Source organism: Pseudanabaena biceps PCC 7429 (assembly GCF_000332215.1).
Lineage (GTDB): Bacteria > Cyanobacteriota > Cyanobacteriia > Pseudanabaenales > Pseudanabaenaceae > Pseudanabaena > Pseudanabaena biceps.
This window is the reverse complement of sequence record NZ_ALWB01000059.1, coordinates 1-26,953: the sequence shown is the minus strand read 5'-3', so window position 1 is coordinate 26,953 and position 26,953 is coordinate 1. Positions and strand designations below refer to the sequence as shown.

Sequence of the window (26,953 nt, the reverse complement as noted above, 5' to 3'; positions counted from 1 at the left end):
TTTCTCAAATCCCGTTTTAAATTATCCCGAATTCATGTTAACCCAAGAAGAGAAGGTTGGCGCTTCGCGCCAACCTTCTCTTCTTGGGCAATATCAATTAATTGGCAATAGAACTTCAAACTCAGTACCAATAGTTACATCGCCATTGTTATTAAGATAGGGCGATCGCAGGACAATTTTGCCTTGATGCTGCTGGGTAACAATTTGGTGACAAATAGCCAATCCTAGTCCTGTTCCCTTTCCTTGTCCTTTGGTGGTAAAGAAATTATCAAAAATGCGGGCTTGAATTTCCTTGGGAATACCCATGCCATTATCAGCGACTTTGACCGATATCCACTGGCGATTGTCAATTTCAGCGATCGCTGTGGTCAAAATCAATATAGGTTGCCAAGTCTCCTCTATTTCGGTCAAGACATTACTGCGATCGCTAGATAGACTGTCCTCTTTAAAGAGAGTCTTTGCCCGCTGGTCGATCAGATCGGGCTTGGATTGTAGCTCCATTAATGCATCAAGGGAGTTACTGATCAAATTCATAAACACTTGAATTATGCGATCGTTGAACCCATTAATTGCAGGAAGCTCGATATAATTTTTGACAATCTGAACACTTCTAATCCTCCCGCTGAGAATTGTTAAACTACTTTCTACACATTCAATCAAATCAATGGATGTGGGATCGGATTGATCTTCCATATGCGAAAGACTTTGTAATGTATCAACCAATCGGCGTAAATATCTCGAACCAGACTGAATACTCCGCACTACTTGGGGTAAATCGGAACGAATAAAATCCCAATCAATATCTTCAAGGATATCGCTGATAGTCTTTGCTGATGTTCCGTATTCCTTTTCATAAGCCCTTAGAACCTTCATGACCCCTTCGATATAGGTCAAGAGGCACTCGGTATTCCCATAAATTGCAGATACTGGATTGCGAATATCATGGGATACTTCCGCCACGATTTGCCCGAGACTAGCCATTTTTTCTGTTTGAAACATACTGGTCTGAGTTTGTTCACGCAGTAATTTGGTAGCTAATTCATGGATATAGGACTGAGACTGTAAGAGATCGTGGATATCTAGTACAGAAAAAACATCTCCATCCAAATGAACAACTAAAGGCTCATAGATATCATCGCTGACGCGAGCGAGAGCCATCTGGGATGCCATGACAATCGGTGTACTACCATTCAATTTTAAAATTTCAGATTGAGCTTGCTCGTAAAGAACCTTCAATGGTCTTTTAGTAAATAATTCTAGGGCGTAGGGACGGCTTAGACATTCTAAAAATCTGCGCCGAGACAACATACCGACATAGTTATCCCCATCGTAAATTATCAATGCAGGCAAGCGGGGATCATCTTTAAACAGTTGCTGGGCAAAGGCTCCTGTTTGAGACAGATCGGCTTTAGTATTGTACAAACTTAATTCAGCAATAGTTGAATCTAGGGCTATTTGCTGTTTTGCATGGGCTACTTCGATGCTGGATTCAGCTACAGTGGGTTCATTTGCCATCACCATCAAGGGGATCATCGCCATCTTCCGCGCTAACTCTTGCGTAGCTGTTTGGCGAATATTTTTCCCCTGAATAGAACCGCGATCGGGCTTATTCTGCTGTAACTTGAGATTATTGATAACGTTATTTAGAGCTTCAGGTTTAACGGCGATCGCTAAAGCTTGGGCGGCTGACTCAAAGGCCGAAATTAAATTATCTAGAGATATTTTCGGCAAGAGATCGACGGCTCCGCGACGGGTCGCCCAGCGCTTTTCCACATCTTTAATTTGACTTTGACGGGGATTGACTAACAGGACATTTACTTGAGGGGCGTGATCCGCACACCATTTACATAGTTCCGTAGCCAGTAAAGATGTTCCCCCACCATACCTTATGCCAATATCAGCAACGATCAAATCGGGTAAGGTCTGATTTGAATTAAGCTTTTGACCGAGAATTTTAAGTAGATCTTCAGTTTCAGGTGCTGCCCATACTTCGAGTTGATGTGAAGACAAAGCGTTGTGCCACATCAAAGATTGTTCTTCTGATAGCTGAGCCAACAAAACAGATTTGACCACACAGCCCCCAAAAATAAAAGGTAACTATTGTACATTATCGGATGGCAATCTATGGGTGCAAGCAAGAACAGATAACCTACTGTTAACCTAAATTTAATTTATAGATATTGCATTTCCCAGTCTAGTGAAGTGGGGAGTGATCCCCCGCCAAAGGCGGGATAATCACTCTATGTAATACCAAGTAATACCAATTTCCTGAAGTAAGCCAACACTTCATGAAATTAAAAAACAACCTTAGCAAAGTTTTGAGCTTCAAAAAATGGCAACGCCATTTTTTGAATTGGTATAACTCTCTGCTTGGTTTGTAATTAAGCAACCCAGAGTATGATTGGCGGCGCGAAGCGCCGCCAATCATACTCTGGGTTGCCGCTTAATCATTGCGATACAGTGGCGATACAGTGGCAATCAGTTGCAAGAAGACAGAATTGGGATTACTAAGGATTGCGATAAACTAGAAAAAACGCTTAGGATTTTTTTCATGACACGGATCTGTATTCTTGGTGGTGGTTTTGGCGGTTTGTATACTGCGCTTAATCTATCTCGCCTGCCTTGGGCAGTCATGCCTGAAATTATCCTTGTGGATAAAAGCGATCGCTTTCTTTTTACCCCATTTCTCTACGAACTAGTAACCAAGGAAATGCAGGAGTGGGAAATCGCCCCCACATTTGCCGAATTGCTCTCCAACACTGGTATTCAATTTGTTCAGGGGCTAGTGACAAATATCGATCTTGAGTCTAAGCAAGTAGAAGTAAATGTCGGTCAACCTATTGTTTTAGATTACGATCGCCTCTTGCTCGCGATCGGTGGCGAAACACCCATGAACTTAGTGGATGGCGCACAGGAATATGCTATTCCCTTTCGGAACTTGAAGGACTTTTATCGTCTGAATAGCAAATTGGAATTATTAGAAGCATCTAACCGAGAAAAAATTCGCGTCTGTATTGCAGGTGGCGGTAGCAGCGGCGTGGAGCTTGCCTGTAAAATCGCCGATCGCCTCAAGGATCGCGGTCGCGTTCGCCTCGTTGATCGCAATAGCCAAATTTTAAGTAACTCGACCCAATCAACACGTCAAATTGCCGAACTCGCCCTCTCCCAAAGAGGGGTATGGACGGATCTAAATACCCGCGTCTCGCAGGTGGGAGATGAGGAAGTTACCCTCGACTATACCAATGGTAGCGACACCTTGCCCGTTGATATCGTGCTGTGGACAGTTGGTAGCACTTTCTCGAAGATGCTGCGAGATTTACCAGTTGAACATAAGCAGGGAGCGATCGCCACTGAAGCGACCCTACAGGTCAAAGGATATCCCTATGTATTTGCGATCGGTGACTTGGCGAGCTGTGTGGACGCACAAGATCACCTCGTCCCTGCTACAGCTCAGGTTGCCTTTCAACAGTCCCAATATTGCGCTTGGAATATCTGGGCAAGCCTTAATCAAAAATCCCTCATTCCTTTTAGCTATATTCCCCTCGGTGAATTCATCAGCTTAGGTATTGATGGCGCAACAGCCTCAATCTTGGGGAAATTCAGTATTGATGGCTTGCCCGCCCAAGCAATGCGGCGCTTTGCCTATTTACTGAGAATGCCAACCTTCGAGCATCAATGGAAAATTGGGACACATTGGCTGACAAAGCCTTTGATAGAACTCTTGAGAAAATCCGCAGCAAGTAGCTAGACACAATTCAAGGATTAATTTTGATCAATTTTAAAATTGAAGTCTTAAGATTATGTAAGGCTTGCGGGTCTTCTGGGGGAAGTTGTGGGTTTTCGTTCTGAGCGGTCGGTTCAAGCGATCGCTCTTCAGACTTTCGATCTAGGCGATCGCATACTTTTTCTAGCTGGGACAACAGAGTTACAGGCGCATGGGGCGCAACCAAGTCAAGATTGGGGTGGCTGGGCAAGTCATCACAGGGACAACAAACAGGTACTCTCGCGCCCATATCTATGGTGGGCACAAGTAGGCTGCAACGAGCGCAGGCAACTATCTCCCACTGATTGTCGAGTAAGTCATGAATCGTTTGGTTAGTACCGCTCAAATAGGCTTCTTGAGCTTTAACAGTACTGATCATGTCCCAAAGCTGATTAAATTCGGGCGAATAGTTTTCCCCTTGCAAAATCTTGTAAATACTAATTTCCTTGTTTTGAGATGACAGAATGACAGTTTTGCCCATCTGCATCCATTGAGCAAGATAATTTTTAACTAAGGTTCGTGATGCCATAAGTTGAGAACCTTGGGTGAACAACTAAAAAATTTCATTTAAAAATTCATTGTACGGGTGATTTTTCACCTGTCTTAAAACTAATATAGTGTGAGAGCTTCATTGATCGTCTGCATAAATCTTATAATTTGTAATTTAATTCTGCGCGTAGGTCATTAATATGCTCGACACCTTTTCTGCTCCTACATCACAATCCTTGTCTAATCCAGCCGAGCCGTCGGTACAAATCCGCAACCTAAACTTCCATTATGGCGAAGGGGATTTATTTAAACAGGTCTTATTCGATATCAATTTAGAGATCTATCCAGGACAAATTGTAATCCTAACGGGACCATCTGGATCGGGGAAGACCACGCTTTTAACTTTAATCGGTGCTTTACGCACCATTCAAGATGGGAGTTTGCAGGTTTTGGGACAAGAGCTTAAAGGGTTAGGACCGAAAAAGTTAGTACAGGTTCGTAAAAATATTGGGTTTATCTTTCAGGCCCATAATCTTTTTTATTCGTTGACTGCCAGACAAAATGTGATGATGTCTACGGATTTATTTCCCAATGAGGGGGGAGATGCGATCGCATCCAATAGAGCCGCTGATATTTTGACCCAAGTCGGACTCGGACAGAGAATTGACTATAAACCCCATGCTCTTTCGGGCGGACAAAAACAACGGGTGGCGATCGCTCGCGCCCTCGTCAATCGTCCAAATTTAATCCTTGCTGACGAACCAACCGCAGCCCTTGATAAAAAATCTGGACGCGATGTGGTGACTCTGATGCAAAAAATGGCAAAGGAGGAAAACATCACTATTTTGATGGTGACCCATGACAATCGGATTCTGGACGTTGCCGATCGCATTATCAACTTAGTTGATGGCAACTTAGAATCAGACAATGTGATAAATAATGATTCTGTGGCTCCTAGCGCAGCAGGTACGGACTCACGCACATTTATGTTGTAATGACAGGCGATCGTTGCGCTATGCTTGACCATCATCTGAATATTAAACTCTTTAGGCGCAAGGCGCTACATTGCAATCAAACATGGTGACTCTATCCCCTACGCCGACTTTCTTGGAAGGATATTGGCAAGACTGCTTTAGCTTAGAAAAGCATTTGCAAGAGTTTTTAAAACTAGATGCAGAGACAATTACCGAAAAACTCCAAAATTGTCGCTATGATTTAGCAAATTTAGGAAATACCGATTTTGATTGGGAAGAAGCAGCCGCTTTTTACAAAGACAAAGTTGGCGAAATGTATCTATTTAAATTAGGCACTTGGCATCTTGAAAGCCAAGACTACATTGGTGGAACGCTCAAATTAATTGCCGATCAAGCAAAGGGACGGGTGCTTGATTTTGGTGGTGGCATTGGTACTCATGCGATCGGAGCAGCTATGTGTCCCCATGTTGATGAAGTCATCTATTGCGACATCAATCCTATTAATCGTGGCTTTGTAGAGCATCGAACGCAACAGCTAGGGCTAAGCCACAAAATATCTTTTCGTTCGGAAATCCCATGGGAAAGCTCCCTAGAAGGCTATTTTGATACGGTCTTATGTTTTGATGTGTTGGAACATTTACCCGATCCAAGCCATCAATTGATGCAGTTTCACAAGATGCTCTCTCCACAAGGCAAAATTATTGTTAACTGGTATTTCTTTAAGGGGTTTGAAAACGAGCATCCCATTCACCTAGACGATCCAGAAACGGTAGATACTTTTTTCCGCACCTTGCAAACTAACTTTCTTGAGGTGTTTCAACCTCATTTGATTACCGCCAGATGTTACCGCAAGGTTTAATACCAAAACTAAAAATGGCGTAGCCATTTTTAGTTTTGGTATTAAACCCTTACTAGGTTTGGGCATTCTATAGCTGTCGCCCAGTCTAGGACATAAGAATTGAGTTGCGGCGCGAAGCGCCGCCATTCTCTACTTACAAGGTATCAACCATTCTTTGCAATTTGCGACCAACCTCTTCAACGGTATAAAAGAACGTAAAGAATCGCAAAAGCTCATCGGTGGGAAAGGTCATCTCTCTAATTATTTGTAATTGTTGCAAATTATCGGTTGTTTCTGTTAGAACACTTTCCAATGCAATTACCGATACATCGGTTTGCTGCGTCTTAACTGCCTTGGCTAGGTTATGGAATATAGCAGAACTCTCTCTTGCTAGTTGCTGCATACTTAGGGTGAGTTCTTGCCAAATGGGATGGGGCTGATGGACTAAGACTATATGCTCCATAGTGAGGACATGTTCCCAAACCCTGCGCAGCAGAAACTCCCATGCAGGATCGATATGTAAAAGCTCGTTTTGCTGAGCCTGTTTTACCTCTTTCCACAATTCTCGAATTTTGAGAAGCAAGTCAATTATTTCGATTTTGTATTCGTTAGCAACAGTGCGATCGTAGGTTCCTGTTTGATAGCAATTCATAACTAACTGATAAAATTGTTCGAGCTTGATCAGGGCTTTAGCAAGATAGCGCCTTAGTTCTTGAGCGGCGTGAGAAGGCATTAACCACTGATTGACCAAGAGAGCTATGCCAATCCCTATAAAAGTTTCTAAGAATCGCTCTAATGCATAAATCCAAGGAGAGCGATCATGATTCAACAGTACGATCGCGGAAACATAGGCAGCTAACTTTGCCGCTTCGTTTAGCTTCCAATAGGAGCAGAAAAACATCGCGATAAAGATGCTTGCTCCCAGCGAATAGGGATTTGCACCGCAGGAAATTGTAAATAGAATTCCGATAATTACGCCGATAAAAGTGCCGATAATTCTCTGAATGCCTAATTTTAAGGTACTGCCAGAGGTAGAACTCATCACAATAACTGCGGCAATCACAGCATAGAAAGGATATTCTAATTGCAACCATTCAGCCAATATAAAAGAGAGTGTTGCCGCTACTGCAATTTTAAAAGATGTCTTTGCAAATAAAGACGTTTCTGAGATTGAATGGGGAAAAATTCGGTGAAGCAATGATAGCATCGGTGTGATTTATAACGGTAGTCAGTTATGTTGGGAAAATCCCAAAACCCATGCTTAGAGTTGCGGTGCAAAGCACCGCAACTCTAAGCATGAGTTTTGAATCTTAATTTGCGATTTTATTGTTTATATTCATGAAGTTGTAGTCCCACAAAGTAAAGGATTTATATGGTAAGGATGGGCGGCGCTTCGCGCCGCCCATCCTTACCTATTTAGCACTAGCCATGAAGTTATTATTTGTATGCGGGAAAAATCGATTACGCAGTCCTACTGCCGAAGCAATATTTGCCGATTATGAGGGACTGGAAGTAGATTCCGCAGGGGTAGATCGAGAAGCGGATATACCTTTAAGTAGCGAGGCAATTATCTGGTCCGATGTGATTTTTGTTATGGAGAAATCGCATCGCCGTAAAATTTTAAAAAATTTTCAGCGATATACGAGAAATAAACGAGTGGTTTGTTTAGATGTTCCCGATCGCTATGAATATATGGAGCCAGCCTTAATTGATCTACTGAAAAAGAAGGTACTGCCATTGATTGGCACTTTCTAATTTGCTTCCTACGATTTAATTAATAGTGGTGCGCGGCTTTGCCGCGCACCACTATTAATTGGGTATTATTTTTCAAGACGAACGACATACCACTGCCATCGACCGCGATCGCCACAGTCGAGATCGCAAGCTGTTTTAACTAAACGCTGTACCTGCTCGTCAATATTGCGAAGATTTTTTAAATCGTAAGGTAAAGCATCTTGAATATCGGCAAGGAGATCGTGTAAAAGTTGTTCTAATTCTGGTTGAGTGACAAACTTTTCTTGCATATCAGGAGGCAGTACTACATATGTGTCTTCGTAGTACATCATGCTGCTGGGCATAGGGTTTCTCAATTAGTGAATTTTTTGTTTAAAAGCGTAAAAGTGGCACAACGTAACGCCTTCACTCGGTTAAAATCTTAGCATGACGAATGTATTGCCTTTTGAACAACCTATAGATCTTGATCCTGTGGATGCAGATCCTTTAGATCCAATTGCCCCTCTCGCATCACTGGAGGCTCAACCGTCTTTAGAAATTAAAAATATATCCGAGGAAAATATATCCGAGGAAAATATATCCGAGGAAAATGCATCCGAAGAAAATATTGCCGAGATATCCCCATTAATCCCATTGTCTATGTCAATGGATGGGTTCGAGCAGCCAGAATTAGCGATCGCTAATTCTCTCAAGCAAAAAGTAGAGGCTGTCTTGTACTTAAAGGGACAACCGATGAATTTAGCGGCGATCTCTGAAGCCTTGGGGTGCGAGATTGAGGATGCGGAAATTGGACTCATCGATTTAATTACGGAATATGCCCATCGCGACAGCGCTCTCGAAATTGTAGAAACCGATGTGGGGTTTTCGTTACGGTTGCGCTCAGAGTTTGAGGATTTAGTCCATAAGCTCATTCCTGTAGATTTGGGGCGTGGGGCTTTACGAACTTTGGCAGCGATCGCCTTGAAAAAAAATATTGTGCAATCAGAGTTGATCGAGCTACGGGGTGCTGGAGCTTATCAACATGTGCAGGAATTAATCGAGCAAGGATTTGTCAAAAAGAAACGTCAAGCTGAGGGGCGATCGTCAATCTTGTACGTAACTACAAAATTTCATCAATATTTTGAAATTGACGATTTGACTAAACTGATTTAGTTGGGATATGGTCTTGCGAATTAGTGATTGACATATTTGCGTTGTTTTTACCCGCGTGAATGGGCGCTTCAAACTTCGCCTCTAATTACCAATCCAGTGCTTGATCTTAATAGTAGAGTTGCTTTATTTTAACTTAGCCATCTAACACACTTGTCAAATTTTCAATATCAAGAATTACTTCCAACTAACTAAATACGCCAAATTTCATAATATGCTTTATGTGCCATTGATTTGCCTCGTTTAGTAATCTCATCCTCAGTCCATTGACTAGCATTCAATAAATGATTGTCAAGTGGATATTTTTTGCTTTTTAAAATTTGAATCTTCCTTGAAAAATCAAAATTTTTTAATTCTTCTGCATTAGTTGTCTTGTCTATTAATAATAAATTTCCTATATTTCCAATTATTGCTTCGTCTCCTTTCGATTGTGGTAGTAAATGTTCAATACTAGCAGAAGCATGATCAATAGGTAGTCCATTAATATTTTTACCTATAAACTTTTCTAGAATGTATTGAATGATTTTCTTATCTCTTTGCTTATTTTTTGTATAGATTAAGCCCATAAATTTTACTTCAAACTCATCAAATTTAGGTATCTGTTCTTTGAGCTTTCTCATTAACTCACTATTAATAGATTGAATCCTATCTTTATTATCAGTTTTAGAAAGTTCTTGAGCAAATTTAGAATAAAGTGGAGCGATTGAGCCAGAAGATCTTTCAGAAGCAATTGCATTAAATATAAAATGGAAACATTCAATTTGCCATAAAACTTTACCTAACACTCTCAAGGTCATCTTTTTTTCTCTATATGCTCTAATAAGAGATAAAATCATTGAGCTTTGTTGTTTGACATTAAAAAGACGTAATGCTCTTAAAGATTTTTGAATAGTATCCTTTTCTTCAGGACTCCATGAATAGTTATCTGGGGATATAATAGATAGATAGTAATCAGAATTTTTTTTAAGCTCTAATAATAACAATCGAGATTTATCTTCGGATTCATGTTTGCTAGAACAATCAATATATTTTTTTATTTCTCCAAATAATTTCTTTTTAATTGTGTCGCCATGTTTGGAAAGCCAATAATGATATAGAAAATTTTCCAATGCATTATCATCAAACTTATCTGATATCAGATTCCACGTTTCTTTGCTAGAATCTAGCGTAATGTTAGAAGATCTTAGATTTTGTAATAGTAGATTTTTTACTAAATCTGATGTAGTCAGATCTTTCCCTCTGGTATTAAGAGTCTCAAAAATTAAATAAGCATCATCTTCATTGTCTAACTGAATAAAAACTAATTTTAGAGAACGAACTTTATCTCTTATCTTTTTAAGGTTTTCTATAATAGTTTGAGTTTCTGCTTCTTGTAAAAAATTAGTACCATCAAATCTAGGAATTTTTAAATAAAGTTTTCTCTCTATTAATTCAAATGCAGATTTTAAATTTTGTTCTTCACTACCAACCTTACATTCTATCTCTTCCTTTTGAAAACTTTGTATGTAGCCTTGTAAATAGGGATAAGATGTCTCTGAATTTAATATATATTCGTTTTTGTTTTCAAGATTTGCCTTCTCAATAAATCCATGTACTCCTTTAGCTAGATCTACATCCCTATATTCCAGAAAAGCATTTCTTATAGCAGCAAGTATTAGCGTAATAGTAGTCAATCTTTGCTGACCATCAACTATTCCAAAATATGGTTTATCTGTTTGATAAACAACCATTGAACCTATGAAATAATGTCCATCAGCTCTATTAATAACATCTTCCCAAAAATTATCAACTTCTTCATCTGTCCAAGAATATGGACGTTGAAATCTTGGTATTTTAAAATAGCCTAGAGAAAAAATTTCTTGGACTTCTTTATCACTAGCTTCAATTTTCATATTTCTATCACTTTAAAGATTAATATATTACTCTACCAGTATAATTTATTAACCAACTCTCTGAATAGAAGCTTTATTCAGAATACCAACCTTTAGATAATTAGAGTCCTTAGACTGAAGTTGATATATATTTCTACTTGTATCATCAACCTCAACAATCTGTAATTTGATTGCTTTAGCTAAAGCGTAGCCAAGATTTACAGGAACAGCATTACCAATCATCTTGTATCCTTGAGCCAAATTCTTATAATAAAAATTAAAATCATCGGGGAAGGTCTGAACTCTAGCACATTCTCTAACTGACAATCTTCTATAAGGATTCGGCGAATTAGGATCAAACATCCATTCATCTTTGCCCACCCAAATCATTTTATTAGCTTGAGGATGAATCGGTGCGTGACGACCTCCTGCTTGAATTGTGAATGATGGCTCATCCCAATTATGAACTCGGTTTCGAGACATATATATACTTGAAAAGCCTCCAGTCATATATTCATGATTACGAACTAAACAATTTTCACCATTTGTTTTACACGTTGGTAAAGCAGGAAGCGCCGATTCTCGTAAATCCCAAATCGCATTTTTTAAAGTAGGAATATAGAGGGATTTTTGGACTAAACTAAAATCAAAACGTCTATTTAGGTCAATATGGTAGCCAATAAAAATTACACGTTTTCTTTCTTGGGGAACATTATGATTTTTAGCATTGAGTAAAGCAAAAGAAACTATATATCCAGCCTCTTCAAGGGATGCAATGATATTACCAAAAGCTTGCTGATGTTTTTTATGCATCATTCCTGATACATTTTCAGCTAAAAAGAATCGAGGCTGCTTATCTCTGAGAATACGAATATAGTCTAGAAACAACTGACCACGAGCATCATCAATTCCTCTTTGTGTACCTCCTTCGCTCCAACTTTGGCAAGGTGGCCCACCAATAATTCCTAAGCAATCGGGAATTTCTTCTGAAGCAATTTTGCGAATATCTCGCCGATCCAGAACGGTATCTACATGATTTCTTTCGTAAGTTTCCCAAATGTCTTTGTCATACTCATTAGCCCATGTGACATTAAAGCCTGCTCGGCGAAAACCTAAATCCAGACCTCCACAACCTGAGAATAGAGCTATAACTGATTTGCTCATTGAATTTCAGATGCCTTTACGAGGGATTTTTACTCTTAAAATTTATCACACAATTAAAGCAGCTAATTAGCCAATTGTCAAATTATATACTTAGCCATGGTAGGATGAGGATAATTAATTTATTGCAAAATTAAAAATGGCGCAAACACAGAGAAAGCCTGTATATGTTTTGCCTGAGCATCACGATATTTTAAGGCGTATTGCCTATGAGCAGCGTTGCAATCTATCTGACGTATTAGATGCTGTGCTCGAAAATGCTGACTGGGAAGTAATTGAAGGTAAAGCTAAAAATAAGCCATTGCAAAGGGCTAATGAAAGAAGCAGTTCCTATGTTGTTATCAAATGATAAATCATGAAAAGACTAGAAGTTGAAACGCGAACAATTTTGCTAGCTTTGACGGGATCTAGACTATATAGAGTTCACAATGAGAATAGCGACTATGACTACAAAGGAATCTGTATCCCCACATTACCTTATTTTATTGGCACGCAGAACTTTGAGCAATTAGATAGTTTTTCTGAACCAAATTGTTTGTATTCAGCTTTGACCGATACCGATAGTAATATCTACAACATCAAAAAGTTTTGTCATTTGGCAACACTCAACAATCCCAATATTCTTGAACTATTGTGGATAGATAGAAGTGACTATCTAGTTCTAACCAGTTTCGGCGAATCTTTAATTGAAATCCGTGATGCTTTTTTAAGTCAGAAAGTTTTCTATAGCTATTCTGGCTACGCTCACGCACAAATTAAAAAGGTGCAGACGCATAGAAAATGGCTATTGAGGTACAAGGAAGACCCAGATTTTTTCTCTTTGCCACCAAACCCCAAAGACTACGGACTAGAGGAAAATCCATTACGAAAAGAACAGTTAAATGCATTTCTCGAATTTCTTTATATTTTAATTAAGGATGCCAGTCAACATAGCGAAGTGGCTACTGAATTATTAACTCATGTTGATTACAAAGGCTTACTAAAGCAATATCCATTAGCAGAAGAATTGCTACCCGCAGTGCAATACTATACGAGGTCAACTAATGAATTTATTACCTTACTCCACAATACTCAGACCTATCGACAAGCACTGCAAGAATATGAAGCTTTTCAGTCATGGCGCAAAAATCGCAATTCAAAACGTGCAGAGATCGAGGAGAAGGTAGGATATGACAGCAAACATTCTGGGCATTGCTATCGCTTACTCAAATCTGGCATTGAGATTTTGAATGGGAATGGTGTGATTCCTAACCGAGAAATAACAGGCGATGCGCAATTCATCCGCCAAATCCGCAATGGTGAAGTACCCTATGACACTCTCATTGCAGAGGTCGCTAAGCTGGAGATGGAGTTGGAATCAGCCATGAAAAATACAAAACTCCCTAAATATCCAGACCAAAAACTGATAGAAGAAAAGCAGATTGAGATTATCAAGGAGTATCTTAACTTTTAGCCCCAGTTTCACTTGCCAATTCGCCTACAAATTCGCCTACAAATTCGCCTGCGAAAAAACTTTATAAAGGAATTTTATTTTGAGCATATTAATTCGACAAAGCACGATTATTTTGCCCGATCGCCAAACATTAATCGGTGATGTTTATATTCAGCATGGCAAAATTGCGGCGATCGCTCCACAACTTGATCCAGCAACGCTAATTACAGAACTAAGCGCTGAACTAGGCTCTGATGAGCAACCTCTGGAGATAATTGAGGCAAGTGGTTTAACCCTTATGGCGGGAGTCATCGATCCTCAAGTCCATTTTCGCGAACCTGGGCTAGAGCATAAAGAGGATTTACAAACAGCGAGTCATGCCTGTGCGAAGGGTGGTGTAACTAGCTTTTTAGAAATGCCGAATACTCGTCCACTCACGATTACACAAGCTGCCCTCGATGACAAGCTCCGTCGAGCGGCAAGTAAATCGGTCGTTAATTACGGCTTTTTTATCGGTGCAACGGGGGAAGTTTTACCCGATTTACTTAGCGCCAATCCCACCTGTGGCATCAAGATATTTATGGGCTCGATGCATGGGGCTTTGTTGGTCGATCAAGAGGAGATTTTGGATCGGATTTTTTCGCAGGGCGATCGCCTCATTGCCGTTCATGCCGAAGATCAAGCGCGGATCGCGCAAAGACGCATCGAATTTGCCGATAGTAAAGATCCTGCAAAACATTCCCTCATTCAGGACAATCAAGCCGCCCTGAATGCAACCCAACTTGCCGTCAAGCTAGCCAATAAATATCAACGCCGCCTACATATTCTGCATATGTCCACAGGGGAAGAGGCGGAATTTTTGCGGGCAAACAAGCCTGAATGGCTGACAGCCGAGGTCACTCCCCAGCATTTGTTGATGAACATTGGCGCTTACGAGAAAATTGGCTCCCTCGCTCAAATGAATCCCCCTTTGCGATCGCCGCAGGATCAAGAAATATTGTGGCAGGCTCTTCTAGATGGTGTGATTGACTTTATTGCCACTGATCATGCCCCTCACACCTTAGCTGAGAAAGGATTTGCCGCCAGTCAAGCCCCCGTTCTCCCCTCCACAGAAACATCCTCAGCCGATACAATCCTACTCGAACCAGCAAACCTACCATCGGGAATGCCTGGGGTAGAAACTTCGCTCGCCCTAATGTTGACTGAAGCCATGAAAGGACGTTGTACGGTTCATCAAGTGAGCGAATGGATGAGTAGAAATGTTGCGAAATCTTACAAAATTGCCAATAAAGGAGAAATTCGTCTCGGTTGGGATGCAGACTTAGTACTAGTCGATCTCAAGCATTACAAGCCAGTTCGTAATGAGGATTTGTTGACAAAATGTGGTTGGAGTTCCTTTGAAGGCTGGGAACTTACAGGCTGGGCAATAACAACGATTGTCGGTGGTCAAGTCGTGTTTGCTAATGGCAAAGTCAATCCTGATGTACGCGGTCATGCATTGAAGTTTGGTTAAATTAGAGCCACAATGGATAATTGAAGGCAAAAGCTCTGTAAAATCAAGATTTTTCAAAGCTTTTGCCTAATCTCGGTTGGATTAAAGCGGAACATCACGAAAAACTATGTATTTTCATCAAAGGCTATCGATTTTACTGATATCAGCGATCGCTGCGAGCTTGTTTAGTGCTTGCAGCAAACCAAATACTGACAATAATTTTTCCATGCCCGCGAATGATTCGACAAAAGTTTCTCCTACCGCTACACCCACCACTGCTTCTCCAACCGCTACAGCTACGGTTGCTCCTAAAGCAACCGCCGCCCCAATTAATCTGCCCGAACTAGAAATCAAAGAACTAGAACCTTACAAACACCGTTCGGGAATCCTCGCGATGGATGTGCCCAAGGGGTGGAAATTGATCGATAAGAGTCAAGCTGGCGAATTATTGCTAACTTGGAATGAGATAGCAGGACGCGCTACCATTTCTATCAATATCTTTGTCCCCCCCAGCGAGATCCCTGAAAATCGGCTCAATGATGTTTTTACGTTAATACTCAAGGGCATGTATGGAAATCTAAACGATTTTGAGATGAAATCCCCCGTAGTAGAGTCAACGGGAAATATTGTGATTGAATGGACATCCACGGTAACAATTGGCAACAAAAAAGTGAAGTTTCTCGCCAATAGTAGTTTACAACGCCGCAATAATAAGTTGGTCATCTTCACTTTTGGCGCGATCGAACCCAAATTTTCCGAGTTAAAGGACTACTTTGTGAAAATAGCAAACAATCAGGTTATCAATGCCAGTCTATCTATTCCTTAGTTACTTAACATATGCAGATTGACATCGCCATTATTGATGCATTCACCAATCAAACATTTCAAGGCAATCCTGCGGCAACGATATTCGTGGATCGCTTCCCAGAAGACACACAAATGCAGCAAATTGCCGCTGAAATGAATCTCTCGGAAACAGCCTTTGTCAAGCCTTTAGAAAAAAGTCCTTTGCCTAACTGCTTCCAGTTACGATGGTTTACACCGAAGCAAGAAGTACCTCTCTGTGGTCATGCTACCCTCGCGATCGCCCATTATTTGCGCGAACTAGCGGTAATTGATCCCCAATCACCCCTCATTTTCTCCACACTGAGTGGTGATTTAACGATTAGCTTTGAGGATCGTCTGATCGTGATGGATTTTCCTGCTACTGTTTATCAAACTTGCTCGGAGCGATCGCAGCAAATATTAGCGGAGATATGTGGCGATCGCGCCTATCAATGTCTCGGACAAGCCGAAGATTATATAGCTGTAGTTTTAGAATCGGCATCTGCTGTCCAAAATTTTCAACCCAAGTACGATCTCATCGCTCAGTTAGATGGCTTTGGCTTTATCGTTACTGCGATCGCCGATCCCGCCAGCCCCTATGACTTTGTATCGCGTTTTTTTGCACCAAAAGCAGGAATTCCTGAAGATCCCGTCACTGGCTCAGCCCATTGCAGTCTCACTCCCTATTGGGCAAGTCGGCTAGGGAAAAGCAATCTTAAAGCCAGACAATTATCTACACGTACAGGCGATCTTCAAGTTAGCGATCGCGGAAATCGAGTTTTATTAAAAGGTGAGGCTATTACTTTTTTGCGCGGTCAAATTAATATTAATCAACTTTAATTGATTGATTTAATCAAACGATTCGCTGAAATACCAACAAAGCGTAATGCGATCGCCATCATCTAGAATTATCGAAAGCATTCCCAAATCCAGATCGCGCCGACAGGCGGCGATCGCTTCCTGATGGTTGGCATGTACATTAATTGGTAGGAAGGTTTTGCCTAAATAACAAATTCCTTTTTCAGCACCCCAAGGAGTTGAGAAATTAGTTATTTGCACCTCGGATAAAGAGAGAATAATCATAACCTATTGCCTAGAGACGAGATCTTCTTCATATCTCTTATATCTCTTATGTTCGGTCAAGTTTCTTCCATAGGTTGTGATGCTTAAATAGTCTGATTTGTGATAGCTATGAGGATTTATAGGTGATAGAAATCACTAAAATTGCGATGAATTGGCAAGGGGCAAAAACACTCTAACGACAGTTTGCTCGTAAGGCACGCTCTCAATCTCTAACCTACCACCATGAAGATCGATCAAGCGTTTCGCGATCGCTAGCCCTAAACCAGTTCCTTGTTGCATATAGAGTTTTTTCTCGAACTTAATATATGCCCCCAAATTAGCAAGTTGCTCAGCTTCAATGCCCTGTCCGCGATCGGTAATAGTCAAGCAATACTCTTGGCGATCGCTATTTCCTAAAACATCAATGGTAGTACCTTCAGCTGAGAATTTGAAAGCATTATCAATGAGCTCTGTAATAATTATATTTAAGTAAGAATCGGATATTTGGACAACCGCATCGTTAACGTCAAGATATAGATCGGAAATACGGTTGTAATTGTTAGCGATTTTTTTTGCTGAACTCGGGATTTCAAGATCGATAAAAGTTGATTTACTATTCCGAATTTGAGAGATCCACTCGGTATTGTTATCAGTAGATTCTAGCTCTGCATATAACAAGAATTTTTTGACCATTTCATGCATATCTTTTCCTGCTTTACGAATCCGTTTGCCAATATCGGGAACTTCGTGAGCTTGCATTGCATGGTAATTTTTGATCAAAATATCCGATAGACCCATAACCTCGATCGCGGGGAATAGCAACTGATGCGGTAGAGATTTAGAAATATTACTGCGTAAGTTAGATAGTTCCTGTTTGTAATAACTATTGATTACTTCTTGTTTCTTAAACTGAGCATTAATAGCTCCAAGTAAGTCATCCCTAGTAAATGGCTTAGTTAAATAATCATCCGAGCCTAATTCCATGCCATGCCGAAAGTCAGTTTTATCGGATTTCGCACTGAGAAATATAAAAGGAATAGTTGTTGTCGCAGAATTATTCCGTAGAGCGGCAATAACACCATAACCATCGATTTCAGGCATCATAATATCGCAGACGATCAGACTGGGAATATCCTGTTGCGCTTTCTCGATTCCAGTTCGCCCGTTATTGGCACTAATGACGATATATCCCTCAGCTTGTAACATTCTCGTTGTGTTAAGTAAGACATTGGGATTATCTTCAATGAGGAGGATTTTTTTCACACTACCTTTCCATTAACTTTCACCAATACTATCGCGATCATAACGATATTGAGCATTAATTGATCTAATATCTAGGCATCATCAATCCTGATGCAATCTAGCCATGCAACACATATTTTCTTCATTATTCAATATATAAATTACAGCGCTTTGCGCTCAAATCAAGAAGATTTTGAAAGCGTTGCGAAGCAACGCTTTCAAAAATTCTCTTGTGGTTCGTTTGATTGATAATTGCTGTAATTAATCATCACGAACAAGCCGATCGCCATAAATAGGCAAAATGACTGTAAATTCTGTGCCGCTATTTAACTGGCTTTTTACTGATATTGAACCATGATGAATATTGGTACAATTTTTAACTATTGATAAACCTAAACCAGTTCCTGGAAGTGTGCCTACATTTTTACCACGATAAAATGGATTGAATAGATTCTCTAGATCTTCCTCAGGGATACCAATACCGCGATCCCGCACGACAAAGATAGCCTGTTCTCGGTCAATCGTTAAGTCAAGCTCAATCGTTTTATCTTGCAGAGAATATTTAATGGCATTGGTGATCAAATTAGCCAGAATTTGCCGTAGTAATTTCTCATCCATTCTGACCATCAATGTTGGCAAATCACTACAAAGATGATAATTCTCAATCGATATAACCTCTGATGAATCCGATGCAATAGTCAGGGAGGAGTGGAGGGTATAGCTTTGCCCAAAACTTCTCAGCATTTGTCGCAAAAGTTGACTGCAAAACACCAACAGATCGAAGTTAGTAAAATTAATCTTGGATTTATTAGAGTTAGTTCTACTTAAAAAAAGTACATCTTCCATTAAAGCTGTCATATGTTTGACTTCCGCTTGGATTTGATGTAATTGATCGATTTTCTCTTCCTTTGTCCATTCGTAATGTTCTAATAGTTCTGACGCAGTTTGAATGGTCGTCAATGGTGTACGGAATTCATGGGATACAACCGAGATAAAGTCTGTTTTCATCTGGCTAAGTTCGCGTTCTTGATTGAGCGATCGCGATAGCACCTCAGACGATAATTGCAATTGTTCGTTTTGTTCTTGGAGTTTTTTTTGTAGCGAACATAGCCGCAGATGAGTCTCAATTCTGGCTAATACTTCAATTAATTGAAATGGCTTACTAATATAATCGACCCCACCAACCGAAAATGCTTCTACCTTTTCCGATGGTTCTTCTACAGAACTAATAAAAATGATTGGAATATCTTTAGTCTTCGGATTAGCCTTTAATCGCGTACATACCTCATAGCCATTGATGTCAGGCATCCGAATATCTAATAGGATTATATCGGGCAAATGTTCGTTTACTTTATCCAAAGCTTCTAAACCATTCGTAGCTTGTTTCACTTGATAGCCCTGTTTGATCAGCATCAGTGATAAAAGTTGAACATTATAAATAGTGTCATCAACGATCAGGACAGAAGCATTATTCGATTGCTCTCTTTTTTTTGTTTGTTCGATTAGCTCGATTTGGTCTGAGTCCTGATCTGAGTTTTGGCTAGTCATAGTAGGTAAATCTTTGATAAGAGTTAGCATAATATATATGCCATCATCTAAAAAAATCTTGGAAATAAGAATTAATAGTCTATCTATAGTCTATCTAACACCAATTCACTCAAGTGAGCTAACACTTCAATGAATTAAAAAGCAAACCCCGTAAGGTTTTGAGATGCCCAAAATGGCGTTGCCATTTTGGGAATTGGTATAACGCTCTAGCTCTGATCTGCTAGAGCTGCTAGCTTCTCATAAATAGCTGGGCAGAATTAAAACCCAGAATCAAAACCCGTAGCGCACGCACAGCGTGCGCTACAGGTTTTTGGGTTTTATATTTAATTGCACCTAGCTACTTAACTACTTTGATATAAGTAGTTAAGTATAATTAAAAACCAAAACCAGAGAGAATACCGCCCGCTACGCGGGCGGTATTCTCTTCTAGGCTTTAAGTTTACTTATGCTTAGCTACTTAATAACTCAACAAATAACTCAACAAATTAACCTATGCGATTATCGATCGTTCTTCCATGTCTCAATGAAATTCGACATGGCTATCTAGATCGAATTCTTAATAACTTAATCTCGCAATTAGTTACCGAAAACAACGACAAAGAGATTATTACCGTAGTTAGTCCGAGCGATGATGGTACTGACTTATTTTTGACAGAATATGCTGATCGTTCGCCTGAAATCAAGGTAGTGAGATCGCTAGCTACAAATCGCGCCCAAAGACTCAATGATGGGATTGCTATCAGTACGGGAGAAGTAATTTTGCTGCACCATCCTGCCACTCTTTTGCCAGAGAGAATGGCGTTACAACTCGTTGTGGACTGTTGGGGGGCGGGAAATCTTTGGGGAGCATTTCGTCATGGGTTTGATTACTCCCATTGGCTGCTAAATTTTACATCTTGGTATTCAGACAATGTGCGCGTCCAGCAAAAAGGGATTGTCTATCTCGATCACTGTCCATTTATAGATCGCCAAATTCTCACAGCGATTGGGAATGTGCCCGATCTCGATATTTTTGAAGATACGGTTTTAAGCGATCGCCTATGCCAATTTTCTAAGCCAGCGCTTGTACAAGGGAAGGTGATTACTTCGGCAAGACGATTTCATCAGCGGGGAATTTATCGTCATGCGATGCTCAATCAATGGTTGAAAATCTGCTATCACCTCAATATCAATCCGCAATTGCTCAATCGTTTGTACGAACAAAAAACTAGCATTAACGTCAAGTATGCCAAGGATTTAGAGGAAAAGGTTTAGAGGGCAAGCATGAAAAGTCAATCGAGTAAATTTAACGGGTTTAAATCAAGTTCAAGTGTATTCTTGAGAATCTCATTACTTAGCTATTTCCTATCTCTATCGCTCTTTTCGCCATTGGTAAAGGCTCAAAATAGCGATCAGGAAATTAATCCAGTGAATAATGGGGAGTTAACTCCCCAGCAAATCGCCACCCTAAAATCTCTGAGGATCGACATTGCCGTCCCTAGCTATATACCTGAGGGCTTTTTTGTGTCAGATGTACAGATTACCCCCTGTCCTGCCCAGACTCCGATCAATGCGAAGGGAGTATGTAGATTTGGTCCCAGCTACTCAATTATCTATCGCAATCCCCAAAATAATTGCTTTGAAGTAAATGCGATCGGCGGTGGGATTGGCGGCCCTGATGGTAAATATTCTCGCAAAGTCACCAGCAAAATTTTAGGTGAAGTGAATTTAAATATAGATATTACTCGCGGAGAAATCAGTCAACCCATTTCCGAGGCTATGGGAAAATCACCTCAAGCTGATATGTGGACTTTTCCTGCGGGTAATTCTCCTTTTTACCAAGTTGCAACCATTGAAGGTAAAAGGTTGCAAAACGACAAATATACTTTCTGTAGCTATAAAGCCTATCTAACTCCCAATGAGTTAACGAAAATTGTCCAATCTCTTGATTGGCTGCCATAATAATGCAACTGAGGTTTTCCCAACCTCTAAGTTGGCTCACTTTAGATAATTAGTATTAAGCAGTTCGGAATAATTAAAAACCAAAACCAGAGAGCATACCGCCCACTGTGCGGGCAGTATGCTCTTCTGGGTTTTAAGTTTACTTATGCCTAGCTACTTACCTAGAATAAGGCTGTAAATTAAATTTTTTAACGAGGAGTTCTATAAGGGTGACTGGCTCTAAAAACAATCGCATTCATGCCTATAGTCGATTACACCGATCGCCACAATATCAAAAATCGGGGAGACAGCAAGCCTTTGCATGGCAATCAGCCCTAAATCGAGGTGGGGATCTTTTATTTGCAACTTGTGTGGGATTAATTTGTGCAGTGCCACCCTGCTACATGCAGACAGATTTTCAAGCTCCTCTCGAAGCCGCCGAACTCAAACTAGCACAGGCGGTTGTGCCAATATCTCCTCGGGCAGTTAACCCACTTACTGTCGATCTGACTGACGATCTGTTGGAAAGCGATCGCCCTAATCTCCTCCAAGCGATCGACTATAGCATCCAATATATCCGCACCCCATCGGCAGCTAACCGCTACCCTATGGCGGGAATTAGTCAAGATCTGATGGAGCGGAGCTTAGTCAGGTTTCGTCGCCTCGTACAGGTATCGCGTACTGCTAAGGATCTGCAACAGGCCGTAAGTCGCGAATTTGATCTCTATCAGTCGGTCGGGCGCGATGGTAGTGGTAGCGTTCAGTTTACGGGCTATTACGAAGCCTTATACAAGGCTAGCCGTACGCGCACTGCTGAGTATCAATATCCTCTTTATCGCTTACCACCCGACTTTGACCAGTGGCAGTCTCCCCATCCCACCCGTGCGATGCTCGAAGGCAGCAAGCAGTTAGCGGGGCTAGAAATAGCATGGTTGAGCGATCGCTTTCAGGCTTTTTTGGTTCATGTTCAAGGTTCCGCAAGATTTGAATTACCCGATGGAAATTTATTAACCGTTGGCTATGCTGGCAAAACTGATCAGCCCTATCGTTCCGTTGGGGCAGAGCTAGTCAGAGATGGAAAAATGCGCCTTGAGGATGTGACTCTGCAAACCCTGATCGAATATTTTCAAAAAAATCCGCAAGACTTGGTCATGTATCTCAATCGCAATCCCAGCTTTGTCTTCTTTCGGGAAACTAATGGAAGACCAGCGACGGGTAGTCTCGGTGTGCCTGTAAGTGCAGAGCGATCGATCGCTACGGACAAAAAGATCTTCCCATCGGGAGGACTTGCCCTGATCCGTACCACAATTCCCTTGGAAAATCCCACTACTGGCAAACTGGAATTGCGCCAAACTCAACGCTTTGTCCTCGATCAAGATACTGGTGGTGCAATTCGTGGGGCGGGGCGAGTCGATATATTTATGGGCACAGGCGATCGCGCCAAGCAAAGAGCAGGGCTGATCAAAGACGATGGAGAGTTATATTATCTCGTGCTAAAGCAATAGCCTCCCACAACTAATTTAGAATTGCTATATCGCAGTTTATAGATAGAAAAAAATAGATAGAAAAAATAGATAGAGAAAAGTTATGCCTCAAGTCAATCCTTTTACGATCAGAATGCAAATTACGCGAATGTTCGAGCAAGGTCAATCGCTATTTGCGGACTTAAAAGTCCAAGACTGGCTCAAAGAACGCAATCATAATCCCAAGGACTATATAATTCGCTTCCATCGAAAAATGGCGGCTGTTGGCTCAAATTCTTCTGTAGTAGTAGAGATAGAACTAACTCGCAAGGATGGACAACCCGTTGATGAATGGTTATTGCAAGAGGTCAATCGTCAAAGCTAATAGAGCAAGAAATTTTTTGAAAGTGCTGCAAAGCAGCACTTTCAAAAAATTTCTTGCTCTATTTTTGAGTACTTATGAGCTAGAGAGCGGCAAAATTAGACGGCTGAGGATGCGATTGTCCTCTAACTGATAGAGGGATAGCTCTCCACCCGCCTCCAACATAAGACTCTGACAAATGGCAAGATGCAATCCAGGGGGCTGATCGAGTAAGGAAGGTGAGAGAGGATCGATCGCTCTACCTTGATGCAACTCTTGCAATAGGGAAGCATCGACGACCCCATAATCGGTAATTGAGAGTTCGAGGAGCTTTTCGTCAATCTGGCGACACCAGAGATCAATGCGACCGCCAACATCTGATCGCCCACAGGCAAATAGCAGCAACTCATTTAAAATCATTTCCATTTTGGCAATATCGCCACCGACGACGACATTCGCCTGATTGTGCACCTGCGACCAGATTTGCCGTTGTTTTACTAGCGAGTCAACCCTCTCTAACGCCCGTTTGAGCATACCTGCCAAGGGAGCAGTCTCATAGTTAGGACGCAAACGCCACTGCTCTTTGCGGATAATCTGAGGTAATGGCAATAGCGATCCCTGCAAATGTTTGAGAGAGCTTTGGAGTGTAATGTTATTAATACCTCCAGTGCCATTTGCCCTAGCATCGCTATCTAAAAGACGCTGTACGCCAGAACTAACCGTACGATAAATATCTTCAAGACGACGGTGCTTATACCAATTGAGGCGCTCTAGCTCTTGACGATTATGCTTGAGATGATCGACTAGTAAGAGATGGCGGCGTGACCAAGACAGTTGATTTGCCAACATGTTAAAAGCTTGCAGTTGGCGATCGACCCAACGCCGACCAACGCGATCCGCGACCAAAATCATGCCTGTGGGTTGATGTTCGGGCGTGGTGCGTAAAGCCGTTACCATCAAATGACCGAGAGCAGGGGGATTGAGCCAAGCCCTAGTCTGTTCAGGTAAATCATGGATGCTGAGCGGCAGAATCCCCTCGCTTTGAATTGCCCATTGCGCAAGGGGATCTTCTTCGATCGCAATGATCGTTTCACTAATCGTGAGTTGATATTCATCGCGACTGGCAAATACAGAAGCAATCTGTCCACCTTGGCGACCAGGCAGCCATACCACCAATACTGCTAGGGGCGATTGGGTCACCTGAGCCATTAATTGGGTTGCCGTATGGTGCAGCTTATCCAGCGCTCCTGACTGCTGAAGCGCAACTAAGCCAAACTGGACGGCTTGATGTGACTTGAGTCTTTCATCGGATAGACGCTGCAACTCATTTTGGTGAACGATTAAGCCAATTTGTTGCGCAACCGCCTGTACCATCTCCCGCTCTGGACGCGACCAAGTGCGGGGTGCTTCGTGAGCTACCGCCAGAATTCCTTCTAGGGACTTTCCCATAGATGTACTGCTGACGATCATCGATCGCACATCAAGATCGAGTAGAGCCGTGCGCCATGAAAGAAATTTAAAATCGCTATCGAGGTTTTCAACCGTTGCCGCATCGCTAGATTGCTCCAGCATCTGTACATCAACGGGAGCCAAGCCTGGAAAAAGTGTCGGGAGCGGGCGGCGATTTTTGGGATGGTATTGGAAATCAATCCGATAGGTATCGTTATCTTTATCGTAGGTTGCAACCCAAAAACGTTCTAAACTCAAGCGTTGACATAGCTGATCCGCCGCTTGATCGAGAGCGCTCTGCCAATCATTGTCTGAATATATAGCTCTAGCAATCCCTGCGGTCAAAATTTGATCGGAAGCAATCCGTTCGAGGGTGACTTCCATTTCTTCTAAGGGAGCTGTAATCGCCGCCAATTGAGCGGCTCCCCGCACAAAATTTTTCTCATCTTCCGACCAAAGACGAGATTCATCACCTTCTACGGACAAAAATCCTAATAGTTCGGATTGAAAAAATATCGGTGCAATAATGATCGAGGTCGCCCCAAATTGCTCCATGACGCGATTGCTGATTTCACCTCTGGTCATAGTTTTAGCATCAACTACCACCACGATCTGATCCTTCGATAGGGTCTGGTATAAGCCAGGGGCATTCTGGACGGTTACACCTGCTGTGTTATCAACGGCTTGCTTGCTTTTAGGTCCTGCTTGGCGATTGGCAATCCGCCGCCAAAAATACTGATGCTCGCGTTCAAACCAATAAATATTGGTGTGATCGGGCATAACATAGCTATGGGTAGCTTGAACGATCTCCTCTAGTCGTTCGGTAAGGGCGGGCACGTTCCGAATTTTAGATAGAATTTGTAATAAAGGCTCATCAGGACGCTTAACATTGTGGTGATGCCACTCATAATCAAGGCGACTGAGGGTCGAACCAAGGGAACCCAACACGACTGAAAGCCTAGCTCTTTCCTCATTACGCGGCGTAACATTCCATAGATTAGATCCCAGAATCACTACGCCGAAGCTGCGATCGCGATGGTAGATCGGCCAAATCAATGTTCCTTGAATGTCGAATTTTTGGGCTAATTTCTGCCATTCACCGCTACGTTTTTCCTGTCGTAGATCGGCTATGGGTAGGGGCTTACGCTGTAAAATCACCTGATCGAGCAGATCGCCTGCGTTAAGCGCAAACCGCTCCTTTAAAAATTTAATTTCACCCGCAGGAGTAATCCCACCTTTACCAGTCAATCGATGGTTTTCTGCATCGTATAGACCGATCCACAGGAGTTTATACTCGAAATTATCGCGCAGATAATCGAGGGTGGCACTTAGTAGATTGTCAATACTGTCTTCATCACGCAAGAACTGCATGATTCGCCCGAGATTAACAAATTGGCGATCCCATGGGTTAGCTCCTGCTTGACTCATATTTTTGCCCTGACGTTTTTTGACTTAGGTATGATTAGCGGCGTACCGTCGGAAAATTTTTCATCGATAATTTCAACTAATACTTTAAAGATATTTTCTCAAGATATTTTCTCAAGCTATTTTGTGAAATATATATTGCTAAAGATATTTTAAAGAATATTCGTTGTAAATCCTACTGAAAATACTATTTCATCATAAGCGTACAATCTTTGGTAGGGAAAGTCAGCAATACATCATACTTTTATACCATTCTTATCCGATTGCAAAATAAGTATCGTATTAGATAAATTGCCTATCTTTCTATTAACCACTCGATCGATCGCTCTCCTATTTGGAGCGGAATACTTACAGCTTTACCGAGACGGGGACGCTCTTTGGTGGTAGCGATAAATTTTTGTACCTGCTCGACGACATCCCAATCACTTAAATAGGAGGCGATCGCGTCGAGATGTTGCATAAATTCAGCTTCATCCATAGAAAATGACTGTTGTTCTTGATAGCGCCACATTACTTGCAAAAAGATTTTGCCTTGAGTTTTGCGTAATTGTACGTCATAGGAAAAGCCCCATTTATTGGCGATCGCCTGACGAAGTTCTGCGCCTGTCATAGTCTCTACTTTTTTTGCTGAATACATCTTACTCCCTTCCCTGCCCAAGAATCGGCAATATCAAGTGAATAATATAGCTATATTCATTTACAGCGCTTTGCGCTCAAACCCAAACCAAGGAAATTTTTGAAAGCGTTGCTTCGCA

General features: G+C 41.4%; 25 protein-coding genes. 14 read left to right on the top strand and 11 right to left on the bottom strand.

Annotation, left to right across the window (positions count from 1 at the left end; translation table 11 throughout):
• Nucleotides 1–93: 93 nt before the first annotated feature.
• Nucleotides 94–2,073, bottom strand: coding sequence for a sensor histidine kinase (locus PSE7429_RS08800; RefSeq protein WP_009626792.1), 1,980 nt, complete (start codon nt 2,071–2,073; stop codon nt 94–96).
• A gap of 478 nt (nt 2,074–2,551) precedes the next feature.
• Between PSE7429_RS08800 and PSE7429_RS08795 the strand changes: the two genes are divergently transcribed.
• A complete protein-coding gene (locus tag PSE7429_RS08795) occupies nt 2,552–3,748 on the top strand; it encodes an NAD(P)/FAD-dependent oxidoreductase (protein WP_009626791.1) in 1,197 nt (398 codons plus the stop codon).
• Nucleotides 3,749–3,755: 7 nt separating this feature from the next.
• Here PSE7429_RS08795 and PSE7429_RS08790 read toward each other — a convergent pair whose 3' ends face one another.
• The gene (locus tag PSE7429_RS08790) at nt 3,756–4,292 is read right to left on the bottom strand and encodes a hypothetical protein (protein ID WP_009626790.1); all 537 of its coding nucleotides are present in this window, start codon (nt 4,290–4,292) and stop codon (nt 3,756–3,758) included.
• Between the two features lie 160 nt (nt 4,293–4,452).
• Between PSE7429_RS08790 and PSE7429_RS08785 the strand changes: the two genes are divergently transcribed.
• Both PSE7429_RS08785 and PSE7429_RS08780 read left to right on the top strand, forming a co-directional pair.
• Nucleotides 4,453–5,247, top strand: a complete 795-nt coding sequence (locus PSE7429_RS08785; protein ID WP_009626789.1) for a DevA family ABC transporter ATP-binding protein — start codon at nt 4,453–4,455, stop codon at nt 5,245–5,247.
• A gap of 82 nt (nt 5,248–5,329) precedes the next feature.
• Nucleotides 5,330–6,085: a class I SAM-dependent methyltransferase gene (locus tag PSE7429_RS08780; protein WP_009626788.1), complete on the top strand. Its 756-nt coding sequence runs from the start codon at nt 5,330–5,332 to the stop codon at nt 6,083–6,085.
• Nucleotides 6,086–6,218: 133 nt separating this feature from the next.
• On the opposite strand, the gene PSE7429_RS08775 is transcribed toward PSE7429_RS08780, so the two are convergent.
• Nucleotides 6,219–7,271: an FUSC family protein gene (locus tag PSE7429_RS08775; protein WP_009626786.1), complete on the bottom strand. Its 1,053-nt coding sequence runs from the start codon at nt 7,269–7,271 to the stop codon at nt 6,219–6,221.
• A 221-nt stretch (nt 7,272–7,492) separates the two neighbouring features.
• On the opposite strand from PSE7429_RS08775, the gene PSE7429_RS08770 reads away from it, so the two are divergent.
• Entirely contained in the window at nt 7,493–7,819 is a 327-nt protein-coding gene (locus PSE7429_RS08770) for a low molecular weight protein tyrosine phosphatase family protein (protein ID WP_009626785.1), read from the top strand.
• Nucleotides 7,820–7,884: 65 nt separating this feature from the next.
• On the opposite strand, the gene PSE7429_RS08765 is transcribed toward PSE7429_RS08770, so the two are convergent.
• Entirely contained in the window at nt 7,885–8,142 is a 258-nt protein-coding gene (locus PSE7429_RS08765) for a chlororespiratory reduction protein 7 (protein WP_040687865.1), read from the bottom strand.
• An 82-nt stretch (nt 8,143–8,224) separates the two neighbouring features.
• Between PSE7429_RS08765 and scpB the strand changes: the two genes are divergently transcribed.
• The gene (scpB, locus tag PSE7429_RS08760) at nt 8,225–8,950 is read left to right on the top strand and encodes an SMC-Scp complex subunit ScpB (RefSeq protein WP_009626783.1); all 726 of its coding nucleotides are present in this window, start codon (nt 8,225–8,227) and stop codon (nt 8,948–8,950) included.
• Nucleotides 8,951–9,138: 188 nt separating this feature from the next.
• Here scpB and PSE7429_RS08755 read toward each other — a convergent pair whose 3' ends face one another.
• The gene (locus PSE7429_RS08755; protein WP_009626782.1) at nt 9,139–10,839 is read right to left on the bottom strand and encodes a DUF262 domain-containing protein; all 1,701 of its coding nucleotides are present in this window, start codon (nt 10,837–10,839) and stop codon (nt 9,139–9,141) included.
• 48 nt (nt 10,840–10,887) lie between these two features.
• The gene (locus tag PSE7429_RS08750) at nt 10,888–11,982 is read right to left on the bottom strand and encodes a DNA cytosine methyltransferase (protein WP_009626781.1); all 1,095 of its coding nucleotides are present in this window, start codon (nt 11,980–11,982) and stop codon (nt 10,888–10,890) included.
• 136 nt (nt 11,983–12,118) lie between these two features.
• Here PSE7429_RS08750 and PSE7429_RS08745 point away from each other — a divergent pair, with 136 nt between their 5' ends.
• The 5 genes from PSE7429_RS08745 to PSE7429_RS08725 all read left to right on the top strand — a co-directional run bounded on the left by PSE7429_RS08745 (nt 12,119) and on the right by PSE7429_RS08725 (nt 16,568).
• Nucleotides 12,119–12,328 carry a hypothetical protein gene (locus PSE7429_RS08745; RefSeq protein WP_009626780.1) on the top strand — a complete coding sequence of 70 codons (210 nt, stop codon included), beginning with the start codon at nt 12,119–12,121 and terminating at the stop codon, nt 12,326–12,328.
• Between the two features lie 6 nt (nt 12,329–12,334).
• Nucleotides 12,335–13,432, top strand: coding sequence for a nucleotidyltransferase domain-containing protein (locus PSE7429_RS08740; protein ID WP_009626779.1), 1,098 nt, complete (start codon nt 12,335–12,337; stop codon nt 13,430–13,432).
• A gap of 79 nt (nt 13,433–13,511) precedes the next feature.
• Nucleotides 13,512–14,924: a dihydroorotase gene (locus PSE7429_RS08735; RefSeq protein ID WP_009626778.1), complete on the top strand. Its 1,413-nt coding sequence runs from the start codon at nt 13,512–13,514 to the stop codon at nt 14,922–14,924.
• Between the two features lie 106 nt (nt 14,925–15,030).
• Nucleotides 15,031–15,729, top strand: coding sequence for a hypothetical protein (locus PSE7429_RS08730; protein WP_009626777.1), 699 nt, complete (start codon nt 15,031–15,033; stop codon nt 15,727–15,729).
• A gap of 11 nt (nt 15,730–15,740) precedes the next feature.
• Nucleotides 15,741–16,568 (top strand): PhzF family phenazine biosynthesis protein, encoded by an 828-nt coding sequence (locus PSE7429_RS08725; RefSeq protein ID WP_009626776.1) that lies wholly within the window; start codon nt 15,741–15,743, stop codon nt 16,566–16,568.
• 9 nt (nt 16,569–16,577) lie between these two features.
• On the opposite strand, the gene PSE7429_RS08720 is transcribed toward PSE7429_RS08725, so the two are convergent.
• The 3 genes from PSE7429_RS08720 to PSE7429_RS08710 all read right to left on the bottom strand — a co-directional run bounded on the left by PSE7429_RS08720 (nt 16,578) and on the right by PSE7429_RS08710 (nt 19,580).
• Entirely contained in the window at nt 16,578–16,811 is a 234-nt protein-coding gene (locus PSE7429_RS08720) for a hypothetical protein (protein WP_009626775.1), read from the bottom strand.
• A gap of 135 nt (nt 16,812–16,946) precedes the next feature.
• Nucleotides 16,947–18,053 (bottom strand): hybrid sensor histidine kinase/response regulator, encoded by a 1,107-nt coding sequence (locus PSE7429_RS08715; protein ID WP_009626774.1) that lies wholly within the window; start codon nt 18,051–18,053, stop codon nt 16,947–16,949.
• A gap of 240 nt (nt 18,054–18,293) precedes the next feature.
• Complete coding sequence (locus tag PSE7429_RS08710; RefSeq protein ID WP_158467622.1) at nt 18,294–19,580, bottom strand: hybrid sensor histidine kinase/response regulator; 1,287 nt, start codon at nt 19,578–19,580, stop codon at nt 18,294–18,296.
• Between the two features lie 492 nt (nt 19,581–20,072).
• Between PSE7429_RS08710 and PSE7429_RS08705 the strand changes: the two genes are divergently transcribed.
• From PSE7429_RS08705 to PSE7429_RS08690, 4 genes are all read left to right on the top strand, one after another.
• Entirely contained in the window at nt 20,073–20,834 is a 762-nt protein-coding gene (locus PSE7429_RS08705) for a glycosyltransferase (protein ID WP_009626772.1), read from the top strand.
• A gap of 9 nt (nt 20,835–20,843) precedes the next feature.
• Nucleotides 20,844–21,521 carry a hypothetical protein gene (locus tag PSE7429_RS23455; protein WP_009626771.1) on the top strand — a complete coding sequence of 226 codons (678 nt, stop codon included), beginning with the start codon at nt 20,844–20,846 and terminating at the stop codon, nt 21,519–21,521.
• A gap of 209 nt (nt 21,522–21,730) precedes the next feature.
• Nucleotides 21,731–23,005, top strand: a complete 1,275-nt coding sequence (gene mltA / locus PSE7429_RS08695) for a murein transglycosylase A (protein ID WP_009626770.1) — start codon at nt 21,731–21,733, stop codon at nt 23,003–23,005.
• 82 nt (nt 23,006–23,087) lie between these two features.
• A complete protein-coding gene (locus tag PSE7429_RS08690; protein WP_009626769.1) occupies nt 23,088–23,348 on the top strand; it encodes a hypothetical protein in 261 nt (86 codons plus the stop codon).
• A gap of 72 nt (nt 23,349–23,420) precedes the next feature.
• Here the strand turns inward: PSE7429_RS08690 and PSE7429_RS08685 are convergent, their stop codons facing one another.
• A complete protein-coding gene (locus PSE7429_RS08685; protein WP_009626768.1) occupies nt 23,421–26,201 on the bottom strand; it encodes a sensor histidine kinase in 2,781 nt (926 codons plus the stop codon).
• 292 nt (nt 26,202–26,493) lie between these two features.
• Nucleotides 26,494–26,808, bottom strand: a complete 315-nt coding sequence (locus tag PSE7429_RS08680) for a DUF3067 family protein (RefSeq protein ID WP_040687868.1) — start codon at nt 26,806–26,808, stop codon at nt 26,494–26,496.
• Nucleotides 26,809–26,953 lie beyond the last annotated feature (145 nt).

Bases quoted from the DNA above. Each gene is read 5' to 3' on its own strand.
- PSE7429_RS08680 (WP_040687868.1), bottom strand. From the start codon at position 26,808: ATGACAGGCGCAGAACTTCGTCAGGCGATCGCCAATAAATGGGGCTTT.
- PSE7429_RS08740 (WP_009626779.1), top strand. From the start codon at position 12,335: ATGAAAAGACTAGAAGTTGAAACGCGAACAATTTTGCTAGCTTTGACG.
- PSE7429_RS08705 (WP_009626772.1), top strand. From the start codon at position 20,073: ATGCGATTATCGATCGTTCTTCCATGTCTCAATGAAATTCGACATGGC.
- PSE7429_RS08765 (WP_040687865.1), bottom strand. From the start codon at position 8,142: ATGCCCAGCAGCATGATGTACTACGAAGACACATATGTAGTACTGCCT.
- PSE7429_RS08750 (WP_009626781.1), bottom strand. From the start codon at position 11,982: ATGAGCAAATCAGTTATAGCTCTATTCTCAGGTTGTGGAGGTCTGGAT.
- PSE7429_RS08685 (WP_009626768.1), bottom strand. From the start codon at position 26,201: ATGAGTCAAGCAGGAGCTAACCCATGGGATCGCCAATTTGTTAATCTC.
- PSE7429_RS08725 (WP_009626776.1), top strand. From the start codon at position 15,741: ATGCAGATTGACATCGCCATTATTGATGCATTCACCAATCAAACATTT.
- scpB (WP_009626783.1), top strand. From the start codon at position 8,225: ATGACGAATGTATTGCCTTTTGAACAACCTATAGATCTTGATCCTGTG.
- PSE7429_RS08730 (WP_009626777.1), top strand. From the start codon at position 15,031: ATGTATTTTCATCAAAGGCTATCGATTTTACTGATATCAGCGATCGCT.
- PSE7429_RS08770 (WP_009626785.1), top strand. From the start codon at position 7,493: ATGAAGTTATTATTTGTATGCGGGAAAAATCGATTACGCAGTCCTACT.
- PSE7429_RS08780 (WP_009626788.1), top strand. From the start codon at position 5,330: ATGGTGACTCTATCCCCTACGCCGACTTTCTTGGAAGGATATTGGCAA.
- PSE7429_RS08795 (WP_009626791.1), top strand. From the start codon at position 2,552: ATGACACGGATCTGTATTCTTGGTGGTGGTTTTGGCGGTTTGTATACT.
- PSE7429_RS08745 (WP_009626780.1), top strand. From the start codon at position 12,119: ATGGCGCAAACACAGAGAAAGCCTGTATATGTTTTGCCTGAGCATCAC.
- PSE7429_RS08720 (WP_009626775.1), bottom strand. From the start codon at position 16,811: ATGATTATTCTCTCTTTATCCGAGGTGCAAATAACTAATTTCTCAACT.
- PSE7429_RS08790 (WP_009626790.1), bottom strand. From the start codon at position 4,292: ATGGCATCACGAACCTTAGTTAAAAATTATCTTGCTCAATGGATGCAG.
- PSE7429_RS23455 (WP_009626771.1), top strand. From the start codon at position 20,844: ATGAAAAGTCAATCGAGTAAATTTAACGGGTTTAAATCAAGTTCAAGT.
- PSE7429_RS08690 (WP_009626769.1), top strand. From the start codon at position 23,088: ATGCCTCAAGTCAATCCTTTTACGATCAGAATGCAAATTACGCGAATG.
- PSE7429_RS08775 (WP_009626786.1), bottom strand. From the start codon at position 7,271: ATGCTATCATTGCTTCACCGAATTTTTCCCCATTCAATCTCAGAAACG.
- PSE7429_RS08755 (WP_009626782.1), bottom strand. From the start codon at position 10,839: ATGAAAATTGAAGCTAGTGATAAAGAAGTCCAAGAAATTTTTTCTCTA.
- PSE7429_RS08785 (WP_009626789.1), top strand. From the start codon at position 4,453: ATGCTCGACACCTTTTCTGCTCCTACATCACAATCCTTGTCTAATCCA.
- PSE7429_RS08710 (WP_158467622.1), bottom strand. From the start codon at position 19,580: ATGACTAGCCAAAACTCAGATCAGGACTCAGACCAAATCGAGCTAATC.